This window comes from Brumimicrobium glaciale (genome assembly GCF_004152935.1).
Taxonomy (GTDB): domain Bacteria; phylum Bacteroidota; class Bacteroidia; order Flavobacteriales_D; family Crocinitomicaceae; genus Brumimicrobium; species Brumimicrobium glaciale.
Genome location: NZ_SETE01000007.1, coordinates 72,702 through 88,788, shown reverse-complemented (window position 1 = coordinate 88,788; position 16,087 = coordinate 72,702). Strand labels below are relative to the sequence as shown.

Annotated in this window: 16 protein-coding genes; 1 reads left to right on the top strand and 15 read right to left on the bottom strand. The window is 31.2% G+C overall.

Annotated elements, in window-relative coordinates:
* Positions 1-97: 97 nt before the first annotated feature.
* From ERX46_RS15615 to ERX46_RS15565, 11 genes are all read right to left on the bottom strand, one after another.
* On the bottom strand, positions 98-1,252 hold the full coding sequence (locus ERX46_RS15615; RefSeq protein ID WP_130094799.1) for an alpha/beta hydrolase-fold protein: 1,155 nt from the start codon (positions 1,250-1,252) through the stop codon (positions 98-100).
* Between the two features lie 137 nt (positions 1,253-1,389).
* A complete protein-coding gene (locus ERX46_RS15610) occupies positions 1,390-1,896 on the bottom strand; it encodes a cupin domain-containing protein (protein WP_130094798.1) in 507 nt (168 codons plus the stop codon).
* Positions 1,897-2,192: 296 nt separating this feature from the next.
* A complete protein-coding gene (locus ERX46_RS15605; protein WP_130094797.1) occupies positions 2,193-2,600 on the bottom strand; it encodes a hypothetical protein in 408 nt (135 codons plus the stop codon).
* 106 nt (positions 2,601-2,706) lie between these two features.
* Positions 2,707-3,138: a hypothetical protein gene (locus ERX46_RS15600; RefSeq protein WP_130094796.1), complete on the bottom strand. Its 432-nt coding sequence runs from the start codon at positions 3,136-3,138 to the stop codon at positions 2,707-2,709.
* 17 nt (positions 3,139-3,155) lie between these two features.
* A complete protein-coding gene (locus ERX46_RS15595) occupies positions 3,156-4,217 on the bottom strand; it encodes a tetratricopeptide repeat protein (protein ID WP_130094795.1) in 1,062 nt (353 codons plus the stop codon).
* Between the two features lie 133 nt (positions 4,218-4,350).
* Entirely contained in the window at positions 4,351-4,992 is a 642-nt protein-coding gene (locus ERX46_RS15590) for an alpha/beta hydrolase (RefSeq protein WP_130094794.1), read from the bottom strand.
* Between the two features lie 8 nt (positions 4,993-5,000).
* Positions 5,001-6,029, bottom strand: a complete 1,029-nt coding sequence (locus ERX46_RS15585) for an LIC11966 family surface protein (protein WP_130094793.1) — start codon at positions 6,027-6,029, stop codon at positions 5,001-5,003.
* Positions 6,029-8,071 carry a S41 family peptidase gene (locus ERX46_RS15580; RefSeq protein WP_130094792.1) on the bottom strand — a complete coding sequence of 681 codons (2,043 nt, stop codon included), beginning with the start codon at positions 8,069-8,071 and terminating at the stop codon, positions 6,029-6,031. Before ERX46_RS15580 ends, ERX46_RS15585 begins: the two co-directional genes overlap by 1 nt.
* 218 nt (positions 8,072-8,289) lie before the next feature.
* On the bottom strand, positions 8,290-8,775 hold the full coding sequence (locus ERX46_RS15575; RefSeq protein ID WP_130094791.1) for a hypothetical protein: 486 nt from the start codon (positions 8,773-8,775) through the stop codon (positions 8,290-8,292).
* Positions 8,776-8,910: 135 nt separating this feature from the next.
* Entirely contained in the window at positions 8,911-9,513 is a 603-nt protein-coding gene (locus ERX46_RS15570; RefSeq protein WP_130094790.1) for a class I SAM-dependent methyltransferase, read from the bottom strand.
* Positions 9,513-10,316: a DUF4349 domain-containing protein gene (locus ERX46_RS15565; protein ID WP_130094789.1), complete on the bottom strand. Its 804-nt coding sequence runs from the start codon at positions 10,314-10,316 to the stop codon at positions 9,513-9,515. Before ERX46_RS15565 ends, ERX46_RS15570 begins: the two co-directional genes overlap by 1 nt.
* Positions 10,317-10,450: 134 nt before the next feature.
* Here ERX46_RS15565 and ERX46_RS15560 point away from each other — a divergent pair, with 134 nt between their 5' ends.
* On the top strand, positions 10,451-12,337 hold the full coding sequence (locus tag ERX46_RS15560) for a B12-binding domain-containing radical SAM protein (RefSeq protein WP_130094788.1): 1,887 nt from the start codon (positions 10,451-10,453) through the stop codon (positions 12,335-12,337).
* A 208-nt stretch (positions 12,338-12,545) separates the two neighbouring features.
* On the opposite strand, the gene ERX46_RS15555 is transcribed toward ERX46_RS15560, so the two are convergent.
* The 4 genes from ERX46_RS15555 to ERX46_RS15540 all read right to left on the bottom strand — a co-directional run bounded on the left by ERX46_RS15555 (position 12,546) and on the right by ERX46_RS15540 (position 16,083).
* Positions 12,546-12,785 (bottom strand): hypothetical protein, encoded by a 240-nt coding sequence (locus ERX46_RS15555; RefSeq protein WP_130094787.1) that lies wholly within the window; start codon positions 12,783-12,785, stop codon positions 12,546-12,548.
* Positions 12,786-12,787: 2 nt separating this feature from the next.
* The gene (locus ERX46_RS15550) at positions 12,788-13,285 is read right to left on the bottom strand and encodes a hypothetical protein (RefSeq protein WP_130094786.1); all 498 of its coding nucleotides are present in this window, start codon (positions 13,283-13,285) and stop codon (positions 12,788-12,790) included.
* Positions 13,286-13,429: 144 nt separating this feature from the next.
* The gene (locus ERX46_RS15545) at positions 13,430-15,019 is read right to left on the bottom strand and encodes a T9SS type A sorting domain-containing protein (RefSeq protein WP_130094785.1); all 1,590 of its coding nucleotides are present in this window, start codon (positions 15,017-15,019) and stop codon (positions 13,430-13,432) included.
* Positions 15,020-15,135: 116 nt separating this feature from the next.
* On the bottom strand, positions 15,136-16,083 hold the full coding sequence (locus ERX46_RS15540; protein ID WP_130094784.1) for a hypothetical protein: 948 nt from the start codon (positions 16,081-16,083) through the stop codon (positions 15,136-15,138).
* Positions 16,084-16,087 lie beyond the last annotated feature (4 nt).

Here is a 16,087-nt window from a genome sequence, read left to right as displayed (position 1 = left end):
GTAATGTTGATGATTTTAACGGGATAAATAGTATCTTTTAATTAACATATTTGGCATCAATAAGTAAGTGAAAGGTACTGTATTAAGCTGATATTCTCTATTTCGTTAAATCCTCTAATTCCTTCAATAATTCTAGTTTCTCATTTTCAGAATAGAGCTTTGAATTTGCCAATGACTCCTCGAAATTTTCAATTGTTTTAGCATAATTTTGTTTTAATTGAATTTGAACATCTAAAATATATAAATGAGCTTCTGAGCAATTTGGGTACGATTCTATTAGTAATTTCCAGGCTTCAATGGCTTTATCAAATTGTCCTTCGTTATAGAAATACCAACCTTTTCCGTTTAATGCACCCAATGAGAATTCTATTTTGCTTCCGTAATTTTCTTTGATCTCATTTTCGAATATGGAAAACTTATTTAATTCGTTGAAATCATTGGACATATATTTTCCTTGCGTATGAGCCCAACTTTCAAAAATCTCGTATAAAGCAGGTGCAATAGTTAATCCTGGAGTTACATTGTGGTCTGCTTCTTTAAATAGTGTTCCTTTTGAGTTAATTGAAGAATTGTTTAGCGTTTGAAGTACAGAATCCATTTTGTAGAAATCTTCTGGGTAATCGTTACCTATTCCAAAACGATAATATTTTGTTGATTGCGTTTTATAATTCTTTAGTTTTTGAATAGAATCGTTTAGTTCCACGTTTTTTTGTGTGAAAAATGGACTTAATGAAATTATTGCATTTAACTCATTTATTCTAGAGAAAAGGAGGGAAGTTGTAAAGTAACCATATCTAGAATGGCCAATTAACATTCTAAATTTTGAAGCATTAAATTGACTTTCAGCAAGTGGAATTAATTCATCAAAAATGAACTTTTCGTTTTCTGCAGCAAGTCCTTTTTCATTTGATATTTCATGCAAAGTTTCAATATACCGATATTGCTGTTCAGATGCTACACTGATTATAATTGAAGATGGCATTTGCTCATTGCTCGTCAAATAGTCAATAGTATTTAGAATATAGTTATGACTTCTTTCATTTTGACTATCGAAAATAATGATCAGAGGAAAATCACGCTTTAGTTCCTTTTGCCACTCGAATGGAACTGTTACGGTAATATTTTTGTCAAAACTAAGATTTTCGGATGTAATTGTAGTGTCCAGCAAATTTTTGTAACGCTCATAATTTTGAGCAAAAATGGAGGAAGTGACCAAGAGTAAAACTAAGATGAATAGTATTGATTTTTTCATATTTTAGAATTTATTGTTGCCTAGTTTCTGCTTTCAAAATATTTCTTCAGCTTCTCCCCAAATAATATTTTGTTCGTTTTGAGGTCTATTGCTGAAATCATTGATTGACATGATACAATTGTTTAAATTAAAGCTTCTTAATACCTTGTCAATCTCCCAATAACTTCTTCATGTTCAGGGAATAATTCAACCAATTCGTTTTTTGACTTCATTTCAAAATCTTCAAAACTAAATCCTGGAGAAACCGTGCAGCCTGCCAAAGAATAAGAATTATCGTCCATAACTTCTGAAGCGAACCAATCACCGCCATTTACGATGCGCTGGGGCAGTTGACCTTTTTCAAAATCTCGTCCAATGATGTATTCTTTATAAATTCCTTCTTTCGTTATAACATGCAGTCGAATAGGGGAGCCGTCATAAAAATGCCAGATTTCGTCTTGTTTTATTCTGTGAAAAGCTGAAAAATTGTCTGATATCAATAAGAAATAAATAGATGTGGAATAGTTTCTACTTCCTTTATAGTCAGGACCTAAATTATCTTCAGTTATTTCTCCAGTGCTTCGGTGTGTTTCTTTGAAATAACCACCTTCTGGATGTTTTTCTAATTCTAATCTGTTGACTAAATCTTGAATCTTATTTTTCATGTTGAATGATTGTATAAATGAAGGTTTTATTATTTAACGAATTTAATAAAATCAAACAGTTTTCATTAATTAAATGTTCTAGAATTGTTGTCCAAAATTGATTCTATTCTACTTTTCCGAAATATAAATAGTCCAAAGTGCTATAGGAGTTGTTGCTGATACATTCAATCTTATTTACTATCTTAGAATATCCATTCAAACTAATAGATAGGAAAGTAAAAAGAAAAGATAGAATTTTAATCTTCATGACTCTAATGATTCATAAATAAGATATTAGTTCCTCTTGTGTTAATCTATTATTTAGGCCCTTCAAATTCGAATTTATTAATTAATTTCTCATAGTTTGGGTACAGATGTTTATTCAATACGAAATCAATATAAATTGCAGCGCTTCCCGTTTCTCCTTGAATATTTGGGTCATAATTTCGTCCAAAATCGAATACTAGAGTATCTTCGATAACCTTTAAACCCATATTTTCAGGATTAGGTAAATCACGTAATGAACCTTTAATATATCTGGTAGAAATTACAGTATCGTTTTCATGTTCTATCCATTTGCCAATGTTTGAATCTAAATAATAATAGTTGAATATAGATTTTCTAGCAAAGCAGGTGAATGGACTGTCGTCTAATTCATTGTTTTGAGCGTTGCAAATGATTGCTGTGAATATGAAAACAATTGTAAAAGCGATATACTTTATCATACCTTTTTAAGTTTTATTGAACAATAACCAGTTGTACGGCTTGAATTGATTTTGGTTCAATACAAACCAATTAAACTTCAAATATTAAAAAGGTATTATTTTCCTCTTACTCCGGAAAATCAAATTCTGTTTCATTCTTGAACGGAACTCCTAATTCAAAATTACTCACATTTCCATATTCACAGTGCAGAGTGAGCCAGATATCTTCATAGAAATGAGTTTTGAACGTTTCATAATCTTCAATAACCCAATCGGCTTTTAATTCTCCAAAAACCTTACTTTTTGCTTTTTCAATTTCTAAATCCATAAAGGTTTTTCCATTGAATTTTAAGTCTCGATTTTTGCTGGAATAGAAAGTAAATCTATCATTAGATTGAAAAGTTAAGCTGATTTTCAGTTTGTTCCAGATTAGAATGTATTCACCGTCGTCATAAGCATCTTCAATGATTTGATCTGGTTCTCCTAAAATTTCGATAATCTCTTTGCGGTACATTCCGAATTTAATATTGTCGAATCCTATTCTTGGTTTGATTTCCATTGTTTTCGAATTTTTAATTATTGGTCATTCTTAATATTTCCGTGACGCTTACAATCAAAAAGTAGACATCCAGCATATTCAGGAATTATGTGATCTTTTAGATTTGGAATTGGTAAATTGAATTTATCAATAAGCGCTTCCTCACCAATTAGAATTTCTTCTTTAAGATCTTGTATTCTTTCTTTTTTTTCTTCAACAGAATATTCGTCCCAATCTTCATGACCACTTTCAATCTCTTTTAGCAAAACCATTTTTTCATCAACAAGATTTTTTATCAAAAGATTCCATTTTACTCTGTCAATCAGATAAAGCGAATACGATAATTCTATAAAATCGAATAAATCGAATTCCCTTATATCCTGTTTTAAAAGGCATTCAATTGCTGACTCATATTCTCCAATAAGGAAATATAAAAAGCCTATTTCATACACAGCAACTATTTCTCCGAAATTAAACTCAATATCATCGCTTGGCTTAATTTTATCTTTTAATTTTTCTGCAATTCTTTTGACACCTAATAAATCATCTAAATGAAAGTATGTTAGCGCTAAGTTGTAAAGATTCAAATTATCAACATCTTGAATTTTAACTACCTCTTCAAAATATATTTTGGCTGTTTCGTAATTTTCTGAATTGAAATAGCAAAACCCAAGATTATTAATTATTCGAATATCTTTTTTAATAGCAAGTGCTTCAATAAGAAAAGGTATTGCATCTTCATATCTTTTTTGATCAAGAAGCATATAACCATATTGATAGTAAGGTAAATAAGATTTAGGTTTGAATTCTAAGCACTCTTTTTGAATTAATATTGCTTTTTCTATAGCATTATCTTCATTAACTCTCCACTCAATTTCAGACCATTCAAAATATAAAAACCATGCATAGTTGTGAGTTGATTTTATAGTTCTTTTTAATTTATAAGCTAACTCAAAAAACTCTAAATCTTCATCGCCATTTTTCATTTCGTGATTTTCAAAGTATCCAATAGCAATTTCATTTATCAAATCAAGGTTGGTAGAATCTTCCTTATATTTTTTGATCAATTCATTTAATTCTAATTCTGTGATAGCTGACACTTTTGAAGTTGTTTAATTTTTAAAATATCCTTTTACTTTCTAGTGTTATATTAGAGTAGAGAACTAATTTAGTATTCTTATTATGAATAATTAATAAATACGATACTGTAAACTATATTATTATTCACCAATATCACCCAAACCCCCTCAACTCCAAATTTATAACCTCACTAATCTCTTCCGCTTTATCAACTATCATAAAATGTGCTCCATTTTCAATGAATATTGTATTTTCTCCTTTCTGTTGGAGCAACTTGTCATTTGAACCACCAATTTTAATCAGATTGGATAATCTTGTTTCATTTTGCCAATTGATGAGTTCTCTAACTGCCCATTTCACAAAATATTCTTCTGTATCATCTAAAATTGCGTAAACCAATTCTCTTCTGTCTGTTCCAAATAAATATTGAACAATTGCCTTTGGTGGTTTGAATAGTTTTTCAGGAATTAATTCAATCAGTTTTGACCTTCCTGCGAGTTTGAAAAGCCCGCTTAAATCTTGGCGTATTTCAACAGATGAAATTAAGATGGTGAATTTCGGCTTGGTTAATTTGCTAATTTCTATGGCAACTAAACCACCAAAACTAACTCCTAAAAACCCATATTCTTCTTCATTTTCAATATTGTAATCGATAATTAGTCTTTTAGAGTAGTCAATAATAGATTCCTTATTTTTAGGCTTAATCCATTCTACATGAATTAATTCGTGATCAATTTTTAAATATTGAAAAACTCTTTTATCTACTCCAAGTCCGCTAATTGCAAAGATTTTCATTTAGATTCTTAAGAATGAACTTTGTAAAAAGCTTCTACAGATTTATTCCATTCATCCAACATTTTTGATCTGGCTTTATTCAAATCTTCATTGGTTTGATTAATTGAATTTGCTGCTTCGTTGTATTCATTGACAGCTTTATTGAATTTATCTACATCTTCTTGCGTGCGGTCTTTCTTCTTTTTAGCCTCCATTATTTCATTTGCTTTTTCAAAATTGTCTTTCTTGATGTAGAAATCTGAAATTTTCGGAAATTCCTTTTCGGCTTCATTTTTATAAAATTCAATGGCTTTTTTTGCTGCTGCAATTATTTCTTTGTCACCGTTATAAGCGCTCATCGTGTCCAGTTTTGCTAAAGCTTCATCTGCTTCAATAGACAACGCGTTAACATTTTGTTCAAAAGCAGCTATGTCTTCCGTTTGTTGAGCGACTAGGGCATAAGCTTCTTGTTTATAAACTTTAAAGAATATTAAATATACCTTATTGTAGTAGTTTAACATGTCAGCAGCTTGCTCTATTTTTTGAGATTTACGGTCTTTTTCAGACTCTGTTAAAGTGATATTGTTGTTAGCAGCATAAGCTTTTTCAACTTCTTTGAGTTCCTCAAAAGCATTCGTTAATTTTTCATTTGCTCTTTTATTGGCCAAAATATAAGCCTCCATTGCGTCGTAAGATTCTTCCGCAACGGCTTCCATATCTACAATGTTTTCATAATCTTCACGCAGAACAGATTCAGATAAATTCAAATATTTTAAAGTCGCTTCTTTTAAACTAGCATCGCCTTCATGCGGTTTCATTGCTTCCACAACCGAAATTTGGGTTGCATATTGCTCAATTAATTGAATTCGTTTATTTTCAGACTTTCTTGCACTTTTCCCTTTTGTAATTGTTCTCAAATACTTCCAAGTATCATTTTTTAATTCTGCAAATGACGTACTTAATTCGTTCATGTGTTCTACACTTGCTTGTGAAAAACTTAAATTTGACATTCCAAAAACTAAGGTTAGAACGAGTATTGTACTTTTAAAATTGACCATTATTTATCGTTTTTTATGTTTATTAAATCTAAGGTAACAAAGAAAGCCTCAATGATTTCTTGATCCTCCGTTATGTCTTCCATTACGGAAAAATTAATTTCTTTTTCATTATCGTGTTGATTCGAATATCCAGCTAAATAGGAAGGATTATTGACTGAGAATGACGCTTTATTTTCAAATGAATAATATTCCTTTAGACTATTTAAATAAGCATCATTTGTTATATTATTTGAATTTATATCAATGGAATAAGTACTTGTTTTCCAATATTCAGAATAACTCATGGAAAGATTCTTCACCAGTTTAAAATAGGGATTATTTACATTTCGAAGCTCATATTTATGTTTCACTTCCTCTCTTTGTAAAGTATAAGGAGTCTTGAAATAGGTCTTTTTATCAATATGATCAGCTAAAATAGCAGAAGGTGAAGTTTTCTCTCCAGTTGCTATCCCATCAATTATCGAAGGAAAAAGTATATCAGGAATTACTCCTTTTCGTTGGTAAGTATCACCATTTACACGGTAAAAACAACCAACGGTTAGCTTGACATAATCCTTTGGTTCAAAATCCATTTCTTCTGGTGACTCATATCGATATGCTTTAATGGGAAGTATCGATTGCGCAGTGGATTTACCATAAGAAACTGAGCCAACGATAATTGCTCTGTTGTAATCTTGCAAAGTAATTGCGAAAAATTCTGAAGCTGATGCACTAAATTCATCAATCATTACTGTGAGCGGGCCAGCGTAGATTAATCCGCGGTTCAAGTCCTTGATTAAGGATGGTTTTTCATCGCCATTGTCGACAATTCCTAAAGTTCCATAATCAATGAATATTCCAATTAAATTGATTGCTTCAAGCATGTGACCACCGCCATTTCCTCTTAAATCGATGATTAATGCTTCTATTCCTTCTTTTTTCAATCTAATTATTTCTCTCGAAATATCGGCAGCACATCCATTTGTGCTTATTCCAAATTCATTTTCGCTGGCATAAAAAGAAGGTAAATAAATATATCCAACGGTTTTGGAGGAGTCTTTTAAAATGAAACTCTGGACAATATTTTCCTGAACAGTGATTGGTGTTTTAATCAGATTCACGGTATCTAAAACACCTGTTTCAGTTTCGAAAACGAACTTAGCGCTTTCTATTTCGCTGCTGTTGAGGAAATTCATTGCTTCTCCATAACCAATGCAACTGAAGTCTTTCTCAATTTTGTTAACGATAACTGCATTCAAAATAATTCCCTCATTGATTTGATTTGAATTCCAAGCAGCGCCTCCAGGAACAATGGAAGCTACTTTGAGTTGACCTCTTTCATTTCTTTCCAATTCAAAGCCAAACGAAAGGTTCTCATCACTTAAACTACCATCAAAACTTTCTTTTTCATCTACAGAAAAGTAGTTGGTGTGCGGATCGAAGGTGTTTGCTAATGAAGTCAAATACCACTCCCCAATCTTTTTATCAAGACTATTATTTATAAAATAGCTGTCCAATCTGCATTGTTCTCGGGAAAGTATAGTTTTATAAACCGAATCTATTTTTGCGGAAGAAACCTCCTCTCCATCTATCGTTCGGATAGTTAAATATTGTAACCATTTCCGCCAACGGTATTTAATTTCAGAATTTTGAACATAAATTTTTCCTTTGTCGATAGTTATAGAATCGTTTTCAATTAATTTGAATTTTTCATTTTCTAATTGTAATAGAAAAGATTTTGAATCAGTGATTGCTGTTTGAATTATTCCGGAAAACGCTTCATAAAAGGTGCATTCATTTGTTTTTAGATCGTCGGCCAATGCGTAACTTATACCTTTTATAGTTGAAACATTTTCTGAAGAGAGAAATAGTCCATAAGCATCTGATTTATCCAAAAGAATATCGCTAAACAGCTCGCTAAATGAGGAATCAATTGGTTTTGCGTTGTAATGGAACTTATTAATAGTGCCGATCAGATCAGATGCTTTTTCGCAAGTTGTTTGAGCAAATGAGAAAATATTCGCTCCGATAAATATACATGAAATTAAAAAATGGTTTCTCATCAAGTAGCATTGTGATTGGCTAATATAGCAATTTATGGTTATTGATTTCAATAAAAATGGCCAATTATAAAGGTTGTGACGAATTGTGGTAATTATTCATTTAGTTTTTAAGAGATTGATTGGTGCAACCCTCCATTATTTCGTAAGCAGTTGAGCTTTCACGGAATTGATCTTCTAAAGTAGAATTAGAGTATATTTTATTTCTATATTTCTATATTTCAATATCCATATCCCTTCAAACTCTCTAATTTCTGATTATAATCAAATTGTAAATCTTCATGTAAGACACTGATTTTTTTCTCAATCATTGCGACTTGTCTATCGTATAAATTAGTCAATGTATTGTTATCAAAAATTGAAGGTCTCAATTTTTCTATTCTTTCGCAGAAATAGAGTAGGAGTTCAACTTCCGTGGATTTCTCAGATGAATATTTGCTGTAAATCTTGATTTGTCGGAGAATCTTTCGAATTGTTTTCTTCATGAAGAAATAATTTCTGGAATTTATGCCTTCAAATAATTCGTCGAGCGTAGTTTTTACACTTTCAATATAAGCATTTTCATCATCAGATTGAAACAGCAGATAAGTCAAAAATGCTTTGTTCTCTTTTTTGAATTTCCCCAATTTTAAACAAAGATCTAAAAGTTCATCCTTAGATAAATGCTTCAGCTCTTTTTTAATAGTGACAATAGATTCTATTTGCATGCTGCGAATTTAAGAATTTTCATTTGGATTCTCAGATGGAAAAATTGAATGATTATCAAAGTCGATTTAATAGAACACTAAATATGAGATTAATGATAAACGATCTAAAAATCAATGATCATAATTCCTAAATAGCTAACTTTTTCTACATTTCACTATGTAAAAAGGTAAATCCTCTTCTATTTCATTGACCTCAAATAATCCAAAATCACCAAACTCTTTTTCTATTGATTTTTCATCATAAAAATACAGACATAATCCTTTATGGACTTCATATCTATCCTCGCTGATGTAATTTCCAGTTCCATAATTTGGTGCTTTTTTAGAAACCACAACAAAAATCATGTAGCCACCTTTTGCCAATTGATCGTAGCAATCTTTGATTAACTTTTTTCTTTCTTCGGTGTCCAATAAATGAATTAAGGAATAACTATAAATTCCGTCGTATTTAATAGCGTCAAAAGGCATAGCTGAAACAGAACCGTGATAGACTTTTGTGTCAGCACCAAAATGTTTTTTAGCTTTCTTAATTGCTGTTTTAGAGATTTCAATTCCTGTAACGTGAATTCCATTTTCAATAAAAACTTGTGCATTTCTTCCGTATCCAAAACCTGGAATTAGCATATTTTTTATTCCTTTTTCAATGAAGAAATCTTTAGCAATTATAGTTGAAGGAGTAGGGTTTAATCCCCACATTTCATGATTGCTTTTGTATATTGATTCCCAAATTTCAGCCATTATTTCACTTTTCTTTTTTTCAAAGCCTTAATTCCAAATATCATTATAATTGCTATTAAAATAAATGGCCAAATGTTAATTAAGTATACAAAAAACCAAACTAAATTATCCCAACCATTTTTAAATCCATCAGCAAACTTGTTTCCGAAATTTGTTGAATTTGGCTCTGTTTGGTAAATAGTCATTGTTAGGGTAGATAAGGAAATTTTACTTTTTAAGTATCTTAACCTTCCCTCAATGGATTCAATTTCAGATCGTAATTGCCCAATTTGCTCCTCAACTTTTAATATTTCTGTGACATTATTTGCCTGCTTTAAAATTTCCAAATATCTATTCTCGAGTTCTTTTTTAGTTTTTAATCGTGCTTCGATATCTAGGAATTCTTCCGTAACATCTTTTACTTCAATGCTTTTATTATCAAATTTTGAAATTCCTTTTGTAGCATCCATCAAAAGCTGATCGAAGTGTAATGCGGGAACTCTAATTACAATTGTATTACTTACTCGTCCTGAAGATTTGTATTCTTGGTCAGATGAAATATATCCTTTGTGTGCTTTTACACTTTTAAAAATTAGATCTCGAGAAGAAACGATATTATCTGTTTCAAATTCTACGCTTCCCTCTTTAATTAATTTTCTTTCATCATTTAATTCTTGCGGACTATCATTTTCTGGCTGCGCTTGTTTACTGATATTTTCAAAAGACTGCTCAGTGGCTAAATCAAATGAATCGCTTTGCCTGTCAGAACAGCCAACAATTATAAGTAAAAAGAGAAGTCCAAATATTTTTCCTGTTAATTTCATTTTAAGTAATTTATGAATTAAAAGTAATGAATTTTAAGTTATCTAAATGGTTTTGAAATGAATTGAATTCCACAACATATTTATTTGAACAAAATTTCAATAAATAAATGAATAGAGAATCCTATCTTTGCACCATGCGATCCAAACTCCTTTTAGTTACTCCGCCATTTACTCAGTTAAATACTGCATATCCGGCAACTGCTTACTTAAGAGGATTTCTTGAGGAACACGCTATTTCTACTGAGCATTGTGATTTAAGTATCGAACTTTTCACTTCCATTTTTACAAGTGATTTTTTGCGTTCTATAATTAAGGAAGCTGAAGATATGCAAAGCTTTAATCATCCGTTGGTTCGAAAATACAAGAAACTCTATATTTCGAGGGTTGAAGACGTGATAAAATTTCTTCAAAAAAGTGACATTGAAGCGGCTAATAAAATTCTTGAAAAAGATTTTTTACCAAAAGGACACAGATTGTCCAATGTGAATACAAAAATCAAATGGGCAGATGGAGAAATTGGAGTGATCGATAGGGCAAAACATCACGCTACACTTTTTATTGAAGAAATTGGAGATTTTATTCAAGCCAATGTTGATGAGTTTTTCGCTTTTACAAAATACGCCGAACAAATCGCTACAGCTTCATGCAGTTATGATCAGTTGGATGAATTTCTAAATTATGAACCGACACTTATCGAGGATAAAATGTTGGAGATTTTTGAAAAACAACTGCTGAAACACAATCCAACTTTAGTTTGTTTTACCATTCCTTTTCCTGGGAATTTGTTTGCTGCTTTGCGCTGTTCGCAATTCATAAAACAGTTTTATCCACATATTAAAATTGCAATTGGTGGAGGATATTGTAATACAGAATTACGCTCGCTAGAAGATCCTAGAATATTTGATTGTATTGATTTTATTTCAATGGACGATGGAGAAGGACCATTGTTGAAAATGGTTAATTATCTTGAAGGAAATGTTGAAATTAATGAGCTGGAAAGAACTTATGTCCTTGAAAATAGTAGGGTAGTTTATAAAAACAAGATTCCAAATACCATTTATCACCACAAGAATTTACCAGCGCCAAATTATGCTGGCTTACCTTATGATAAGTATGTTTCTTTTCTAGATGTTGTGAATCCTATGCACCGCATGTGGACGGATGCGAGATGGAATAAATTGACAATTTCGCATGGTTGTTATTGGAAACAATGTTCATTTTGTGATGTGAATTTGGATTATATCAGTAATTATCAAAACACAACGGCAGATGCTTTGGTAGATAAAATTGAGAAAATCATTAAAGATACGGGAATCAGCGGATTTCATTTCGTAGATGAAGCAGCGCCACCAAAAATGTGCAGAGCTTTATCCTTAAAATTGATAGAAAGAAATGTGAAAATTACCTGGTGGACAAATATTCGATTTGAAAAAACATTTAGCGCTGAATTGTGTGAATTAATGGCGAAATCTGGCTGCATTGCAGTAACAGGAGGATTAGAAGTTGCTTCTGACAGATTATTAGCAAAGATGAAAAAAGGAGTTGACATTGCGCAAGTAACCAGGGTAACGCATAATTTCTCTCAACAAAACATTATGGTTCATGCTTATTTAATGTATGGATTTCCAACTCAAAATGAACAAGAAACAATTGATTCACTAGAAGTTGTAAAACAACTATTTCAGAAAAATTGTATTCAATCGGCATATTGGCATCAATTCACAACGACTATTCATAGTCCAATAGGAAAGAATCCAGAAGATTTTGGAATCAATATAATTGGTCCCTCTTTTAAAGGATTTGCACAAAATGATTTATACCACGAAGATCCAACAGGAGCAGACCACAAAATATATGGCAAAGGATTAAATCTAGCTTTGAATGCTTATTTGAATAACTCAGGATTCGATAAAGAAATGCAAAATTGGTTTGATTTCCCTGTTCCTAAAACTACTCAATCTATGGATTTAATTGAAAGTTTTTTACTTGAAGGAATGGCAAAGACGGTTGCTGTGGGGTGATTAGGATATATTATTTTGGTTATAATTGGAGGAACTGCGATTAATTTATCTCAAGACCCTGACTTTTTATGTACTTTTTGAAGTTTTTTAAATGTTGAATACAGTATTGATAATCTGTTTTCATAATAATTTCAAATGTTTCAATATTAGTATCTATTCCATCATATCTTGACGTTCTTGAATATTGTAATAGACTTTTATACTCCCTTCAAGCACCTTTTGTAATTCGCATTGAAGAATTATTTCTATCGGGGTTAATGTTAAGTTCTATTTCATGATGTGTTTGACCAATATTTATATCTCTTTTTAAGGCCAAAGCTTTTAAATAATGAATTGCTGTATAAAATAGGGAAGTTATTTTCCAATCATAGAACTTATCTGGGGAATTTTCACAGATGCAATTATGGAATTCTTCATTATGATTGGCTTGATTTAAATATCTATCCATAACTATTCAAACTTAATTTCCTCATCAAATTTAATCTTGTCAACTAGTTCAGAGGGAATAAATTGAAAATAGACATTGTGTTTTTGTGAGATATTTGCTAAATCTATAGTATTTAAAAACTCAAAAAACACATCTCTACTTTTAACATTGTCTTCTTTTAAAACAATAGAATAATGTAAATCATTTAAACTTTTACGTGTTTTGAAAACTTTTTTAATCGATGAATGATTTTTCTTAAAATATCCTCTAATTATTGTGTCAAGTATTTGATTTACTTGGCTATCAATTTTATTAGAAAATTGGAAGATGTCATTTATAGGGTCTTGAATTTTTTTCTCTAATTTTTTAGCCAAGGGAGTTTTCTCACCCAAAGTCAAAAGAGCATAGCTTGCATCTACCTCCTCTTTGAATTCTTCTAAATTTGTTTGTAACAGATATAAAATAGCCTTTAATTGACTAAGTTTGTTATCTTTTTTTATGTCTAAGGTTTGATTGTCCACGGTTATAAAATTTCTATACCAAATATACAATAAATTTATAGTCTAAACAATTACTCCATTGCTTTTTAAAATTAGATACTGATTTTTAATTAATTATGCGTTTTATTGAAAATCAAACCAATCAAGAATTTAACTTTGTTACCCTTAACGAATAACAATCTTTCTTACCAAACTCCCTGATTCCGTTCTTAAATGAAAAAAGTAAATACCACTTCTTTGATCACGCAAATCAATTTCAATTTTACTTTCCGAAGTAAAAGGCTTTTCTAGAAGTACTTTCCCTTGTAAGTCTAAAACAGTAATAGACAATGGATTTTTGTCGTAATTATTTATATTGACGATTCCAGAAGATGGGTTAGGAGATATTGAAACATTAAAATCTTCCAATTTCTCTAAATTCGTTGTTCCATCTGTACAAGGTATATCTGATTCGTTGATATAAAAATCCTTTACATCAGAAGCCCTGTCGATTACCGATTGAACATTTTCTAAGTGGTTTCCATTTCTAGCATAAGTAATGGCATAAGATTGTTTCAATGTATCGCCAATATTGAAACTTCCAACGTTAACCGAAGTTAGGCTTTTTGCTTCAAAGTTTTGGTGTCCAACACTCAATGCACTCCATTCTGATGGAATATTTGGATTACCAGAAAACACATATTTTGTTGCTATTGCATTTGGGTTTAGCCAAGAACTTCCGTCAGCTTTCAATCCGTTCATAAGGTTCCATTTATTCGAAACGGTGAGTCCAGCATCAGCATAAGGAACGCTGGAAGTCATGTCGTTATTGAGACTTACAATTCCAATTGCTGGCGGATTTACTCCATAACCGAGCGTTTGTAAATGATCTTCATCATCATTATCTGCATTGTAAAAGTAAGTCAGGTTATTCAAAGAATCACAACCATAATAATCATCAGTGGAATTCCCAATGTCAGCATCAACGGCGATACTGTGAATAAATTCTGGGTAATTTGTATTGCTTCTATTGATTACGGTAATGTCTACAAAGGTGACATCATTCAAATAATCCCAAGTTTTATATTGATAAAATAGATAATGCATTTCAATTCCGATAACGTTTGTGTTGGTATAAGAATGAGGTTCAGCGGCATCATTTTGAATCATATATGTGGCACAACAACCTTTGATAATTGGATAATCACCTGCCATTGGATTATACGAGCCATCACTATCATAATCGAAGTATTCTGCCAGATAATAGGATTGACCCGAATTGTCATCACCATGAGCTGGCCAATTATTTATGGTCATTATCGCCTCATTGGTTAATGGATAAACTTCATCACAATTTGGATCTAAACCACATTCATAGGTCAATACAAAATTGTCAATATCAGTTTGACAAATACTCCAAACTGAATTATTCCATTTGTTTTGATATTCGGGATTAGTGTAGGTTCCAGGGTCAGATATCGGACCATTAAAAACATCAGTTCCTTGATTTGGAACACCGCCTTGAACAAAATGAATTTCACCTTGGGCATCAATGGCTGCAAACCAAAATTGTGTTGAATAAATAGCGTGTCTTCCTGAACCTTTAGGAACTTCGTATCCTAAACCTTGATTGGTATAGTCATAACAGAAGGTTCCAGCATCCGAAATACTGGCCGAAACATTATTGTGATCAAGGATTGAAGAGTGTATTTGAGCAATTGAATAGTTTACGAATAAAATAGCAAAAGCAATCAAAAGTGTTTTTAGTAGTTTCATAATTAAAGTTTTACTGGATTCAACCTACTTGATGAATTACCTATAGACACGAAAATTTTGAGGGAAAGGTTGGGGAAGTGGTTTTACGGAATGAATAATAAATACTAATATTTTATTCAAGCTATATGATTTCGGTCTAGTTTTCCGATTTTCATCGAAGCCATCAAAACAAAAACAAATCCCAATTGCACAAATCCATATATCAACAACAAAGCATTCACATTATAAGGATCTACGGCAGAATCTAAAAACAGATAATTGGAAATATTCTCGAAACTAGAACCTAATGGAGCCATTACAGGAAATAAACCTTCGTACTCCATAGAATCAGTGAATTGATAAATTGTAGTTGTGGACATCTTTACCATTGGGAAGAACAAGATAAAGATAATGGTTATCGCTTTTTTGAGAATAGGAAAAGTGTTTCTACTCCAAAATATTTTAAAGATGATAAATAATAAAAAGTAGATTCCAAGATAGAGGAGAGCCGAATTAAAATTGTAGCCTTTATAATTTAAAAAGTCACTGCCCATCATTAATAGAGAGAGAATTGAGATGTGGATAATCAGATAAATAATCAGAAGACTTGAAATTAAGACAAGATTTTTCTTTATACTTTCCCAAGTATTTCTCATGATTTTTACCAAAGCAAAATTCATCATTGAGATTTTTAAAACCGCAAAAGTTCCAAGAAGAATACTGTAGATTTGAAAAATTACAAATGTATCTTTTGCTTTAATAGATTCAGTTAAGTTTGGACCAAAACGAACGAAGAAATTGTTTTTTGAGAATAAATCAACAAGGGAAAATAGATTGGTTGAAATCCCTAAATTGTTCCCATTAGAGTATAAACATGGGAAATACAGCAAAAGAATAGTGATAATTATAAATTTTGAACTATTCCAGAATTTGCTTCTTTTTAAAAAATAGAATAACGCAAAATAGGCGAGTGGGTAAATGGTAATTGCCCAAATTGAATTGGACTTACTAAAAGGAATAACTGAAACGCTGAGTAAAATCAGTATGATCCAAATGAGGGTTTTCAGAAGAAAATTACTCCTCATATTT

Bases quoted from the DNA above. Each gene is read 5' to 3' on its own strand.
- ERX46_RS15615 (WP_130094799.1), bottom strand. From the start codon at position 1,252: ATGAAAAAATCAATACTATTCATCTTAGTTTTACTCTTGGTCACTTCC.
- ERX46_RS15610 (WP_130094798.1), bottom strand. From the start codon at position 1,896: ATGAAAAATAAGATTCAAGATTTAGTCAACAGATTAGAATTAGAAAAA.
- ERX46_RS15605 (WP_130094797.1), bottom strand. From the start codon at position 2,600: ATGATAAAGTATATCGCTTTTACAATTGTTTTCATATTCACAGCAATC.
- ERX46_RS15600 (WP_130094796.1), bottom strand. From the start codon at position 3,138: ATGGAAATCAAACCAAGAATAGGATTCGACAATATTAAATTCGGAATG.
- ERX46_RS15590 (WP_130094794.1), bottom strand. From the start codon at position 4,992: ATGAAAATCTTTGCAATTAGCGGACTTGGAGTAGATAAAAGAGTTTTT.
- ERX46_RS15585 (WP_130094793.1), bottom strand. From the start codon at position 6,029: ATGGTCAATTTTAAAAGTACAATACTCGTTCTAACCTTAGTTTTTGGA.
- ERX46_RS15580 (WP_130094792.1), bottom strand. From the start codon at position 8,071: ATGAGAAACCATTTTTTAATTTCATGTATATTTATCGGAGCGAATATT.
- ERX46_RS15575 (WP_130094791.1), bottom strand. From the start codon at position 8,775: ATGCAAATAGAATCTATTGTCACTATTAAAAAAGAGCTGAAGCATTTA.
- ERX46_RS15570 (WP_130094790.1), bottom strand. From the start codon at position 9,513: ATGGCTGAAATTTGGGAATCAATATACAAAAGCAATCATGAAATGTGG.
- ERX46_RS15565 (WP_130094789.1), bottom strand. From the start codon at position 10,316: ATGAAATTAACAGGAAAAATATTTGGACTTCTCTTTTTACTTATAATT.
- ERX46_RS15560 (WP_130094788.1), top strand. From the start codon at position 10,451: ATGCGATCCAAACTCCTTTTAGTTACTCCGCCATTTACTCAGTTAAAT.
- ERX46_RS15555 (WP_130094787.1), bottom strand. From the start codon at position 12,785: ATGGATAGATATTTAAATCAAGCCAATCATAATGAAGAATTCCATAAT.
- ERX46_RS15545 (WP_130094785.1), bottom strand. From the start codon at position 15,019: ATGAAACTACTAAAAACACTTTTGATTGCTTTTGCTATTTTATTCGTA.
- ERX46_RS15540 (WP_130094784.1), bottom strand. From the start codon at position 16,083: ATGAGGAGTAATTTTCTTCTGAAAACCCTCATTTGGATCATACTGATT.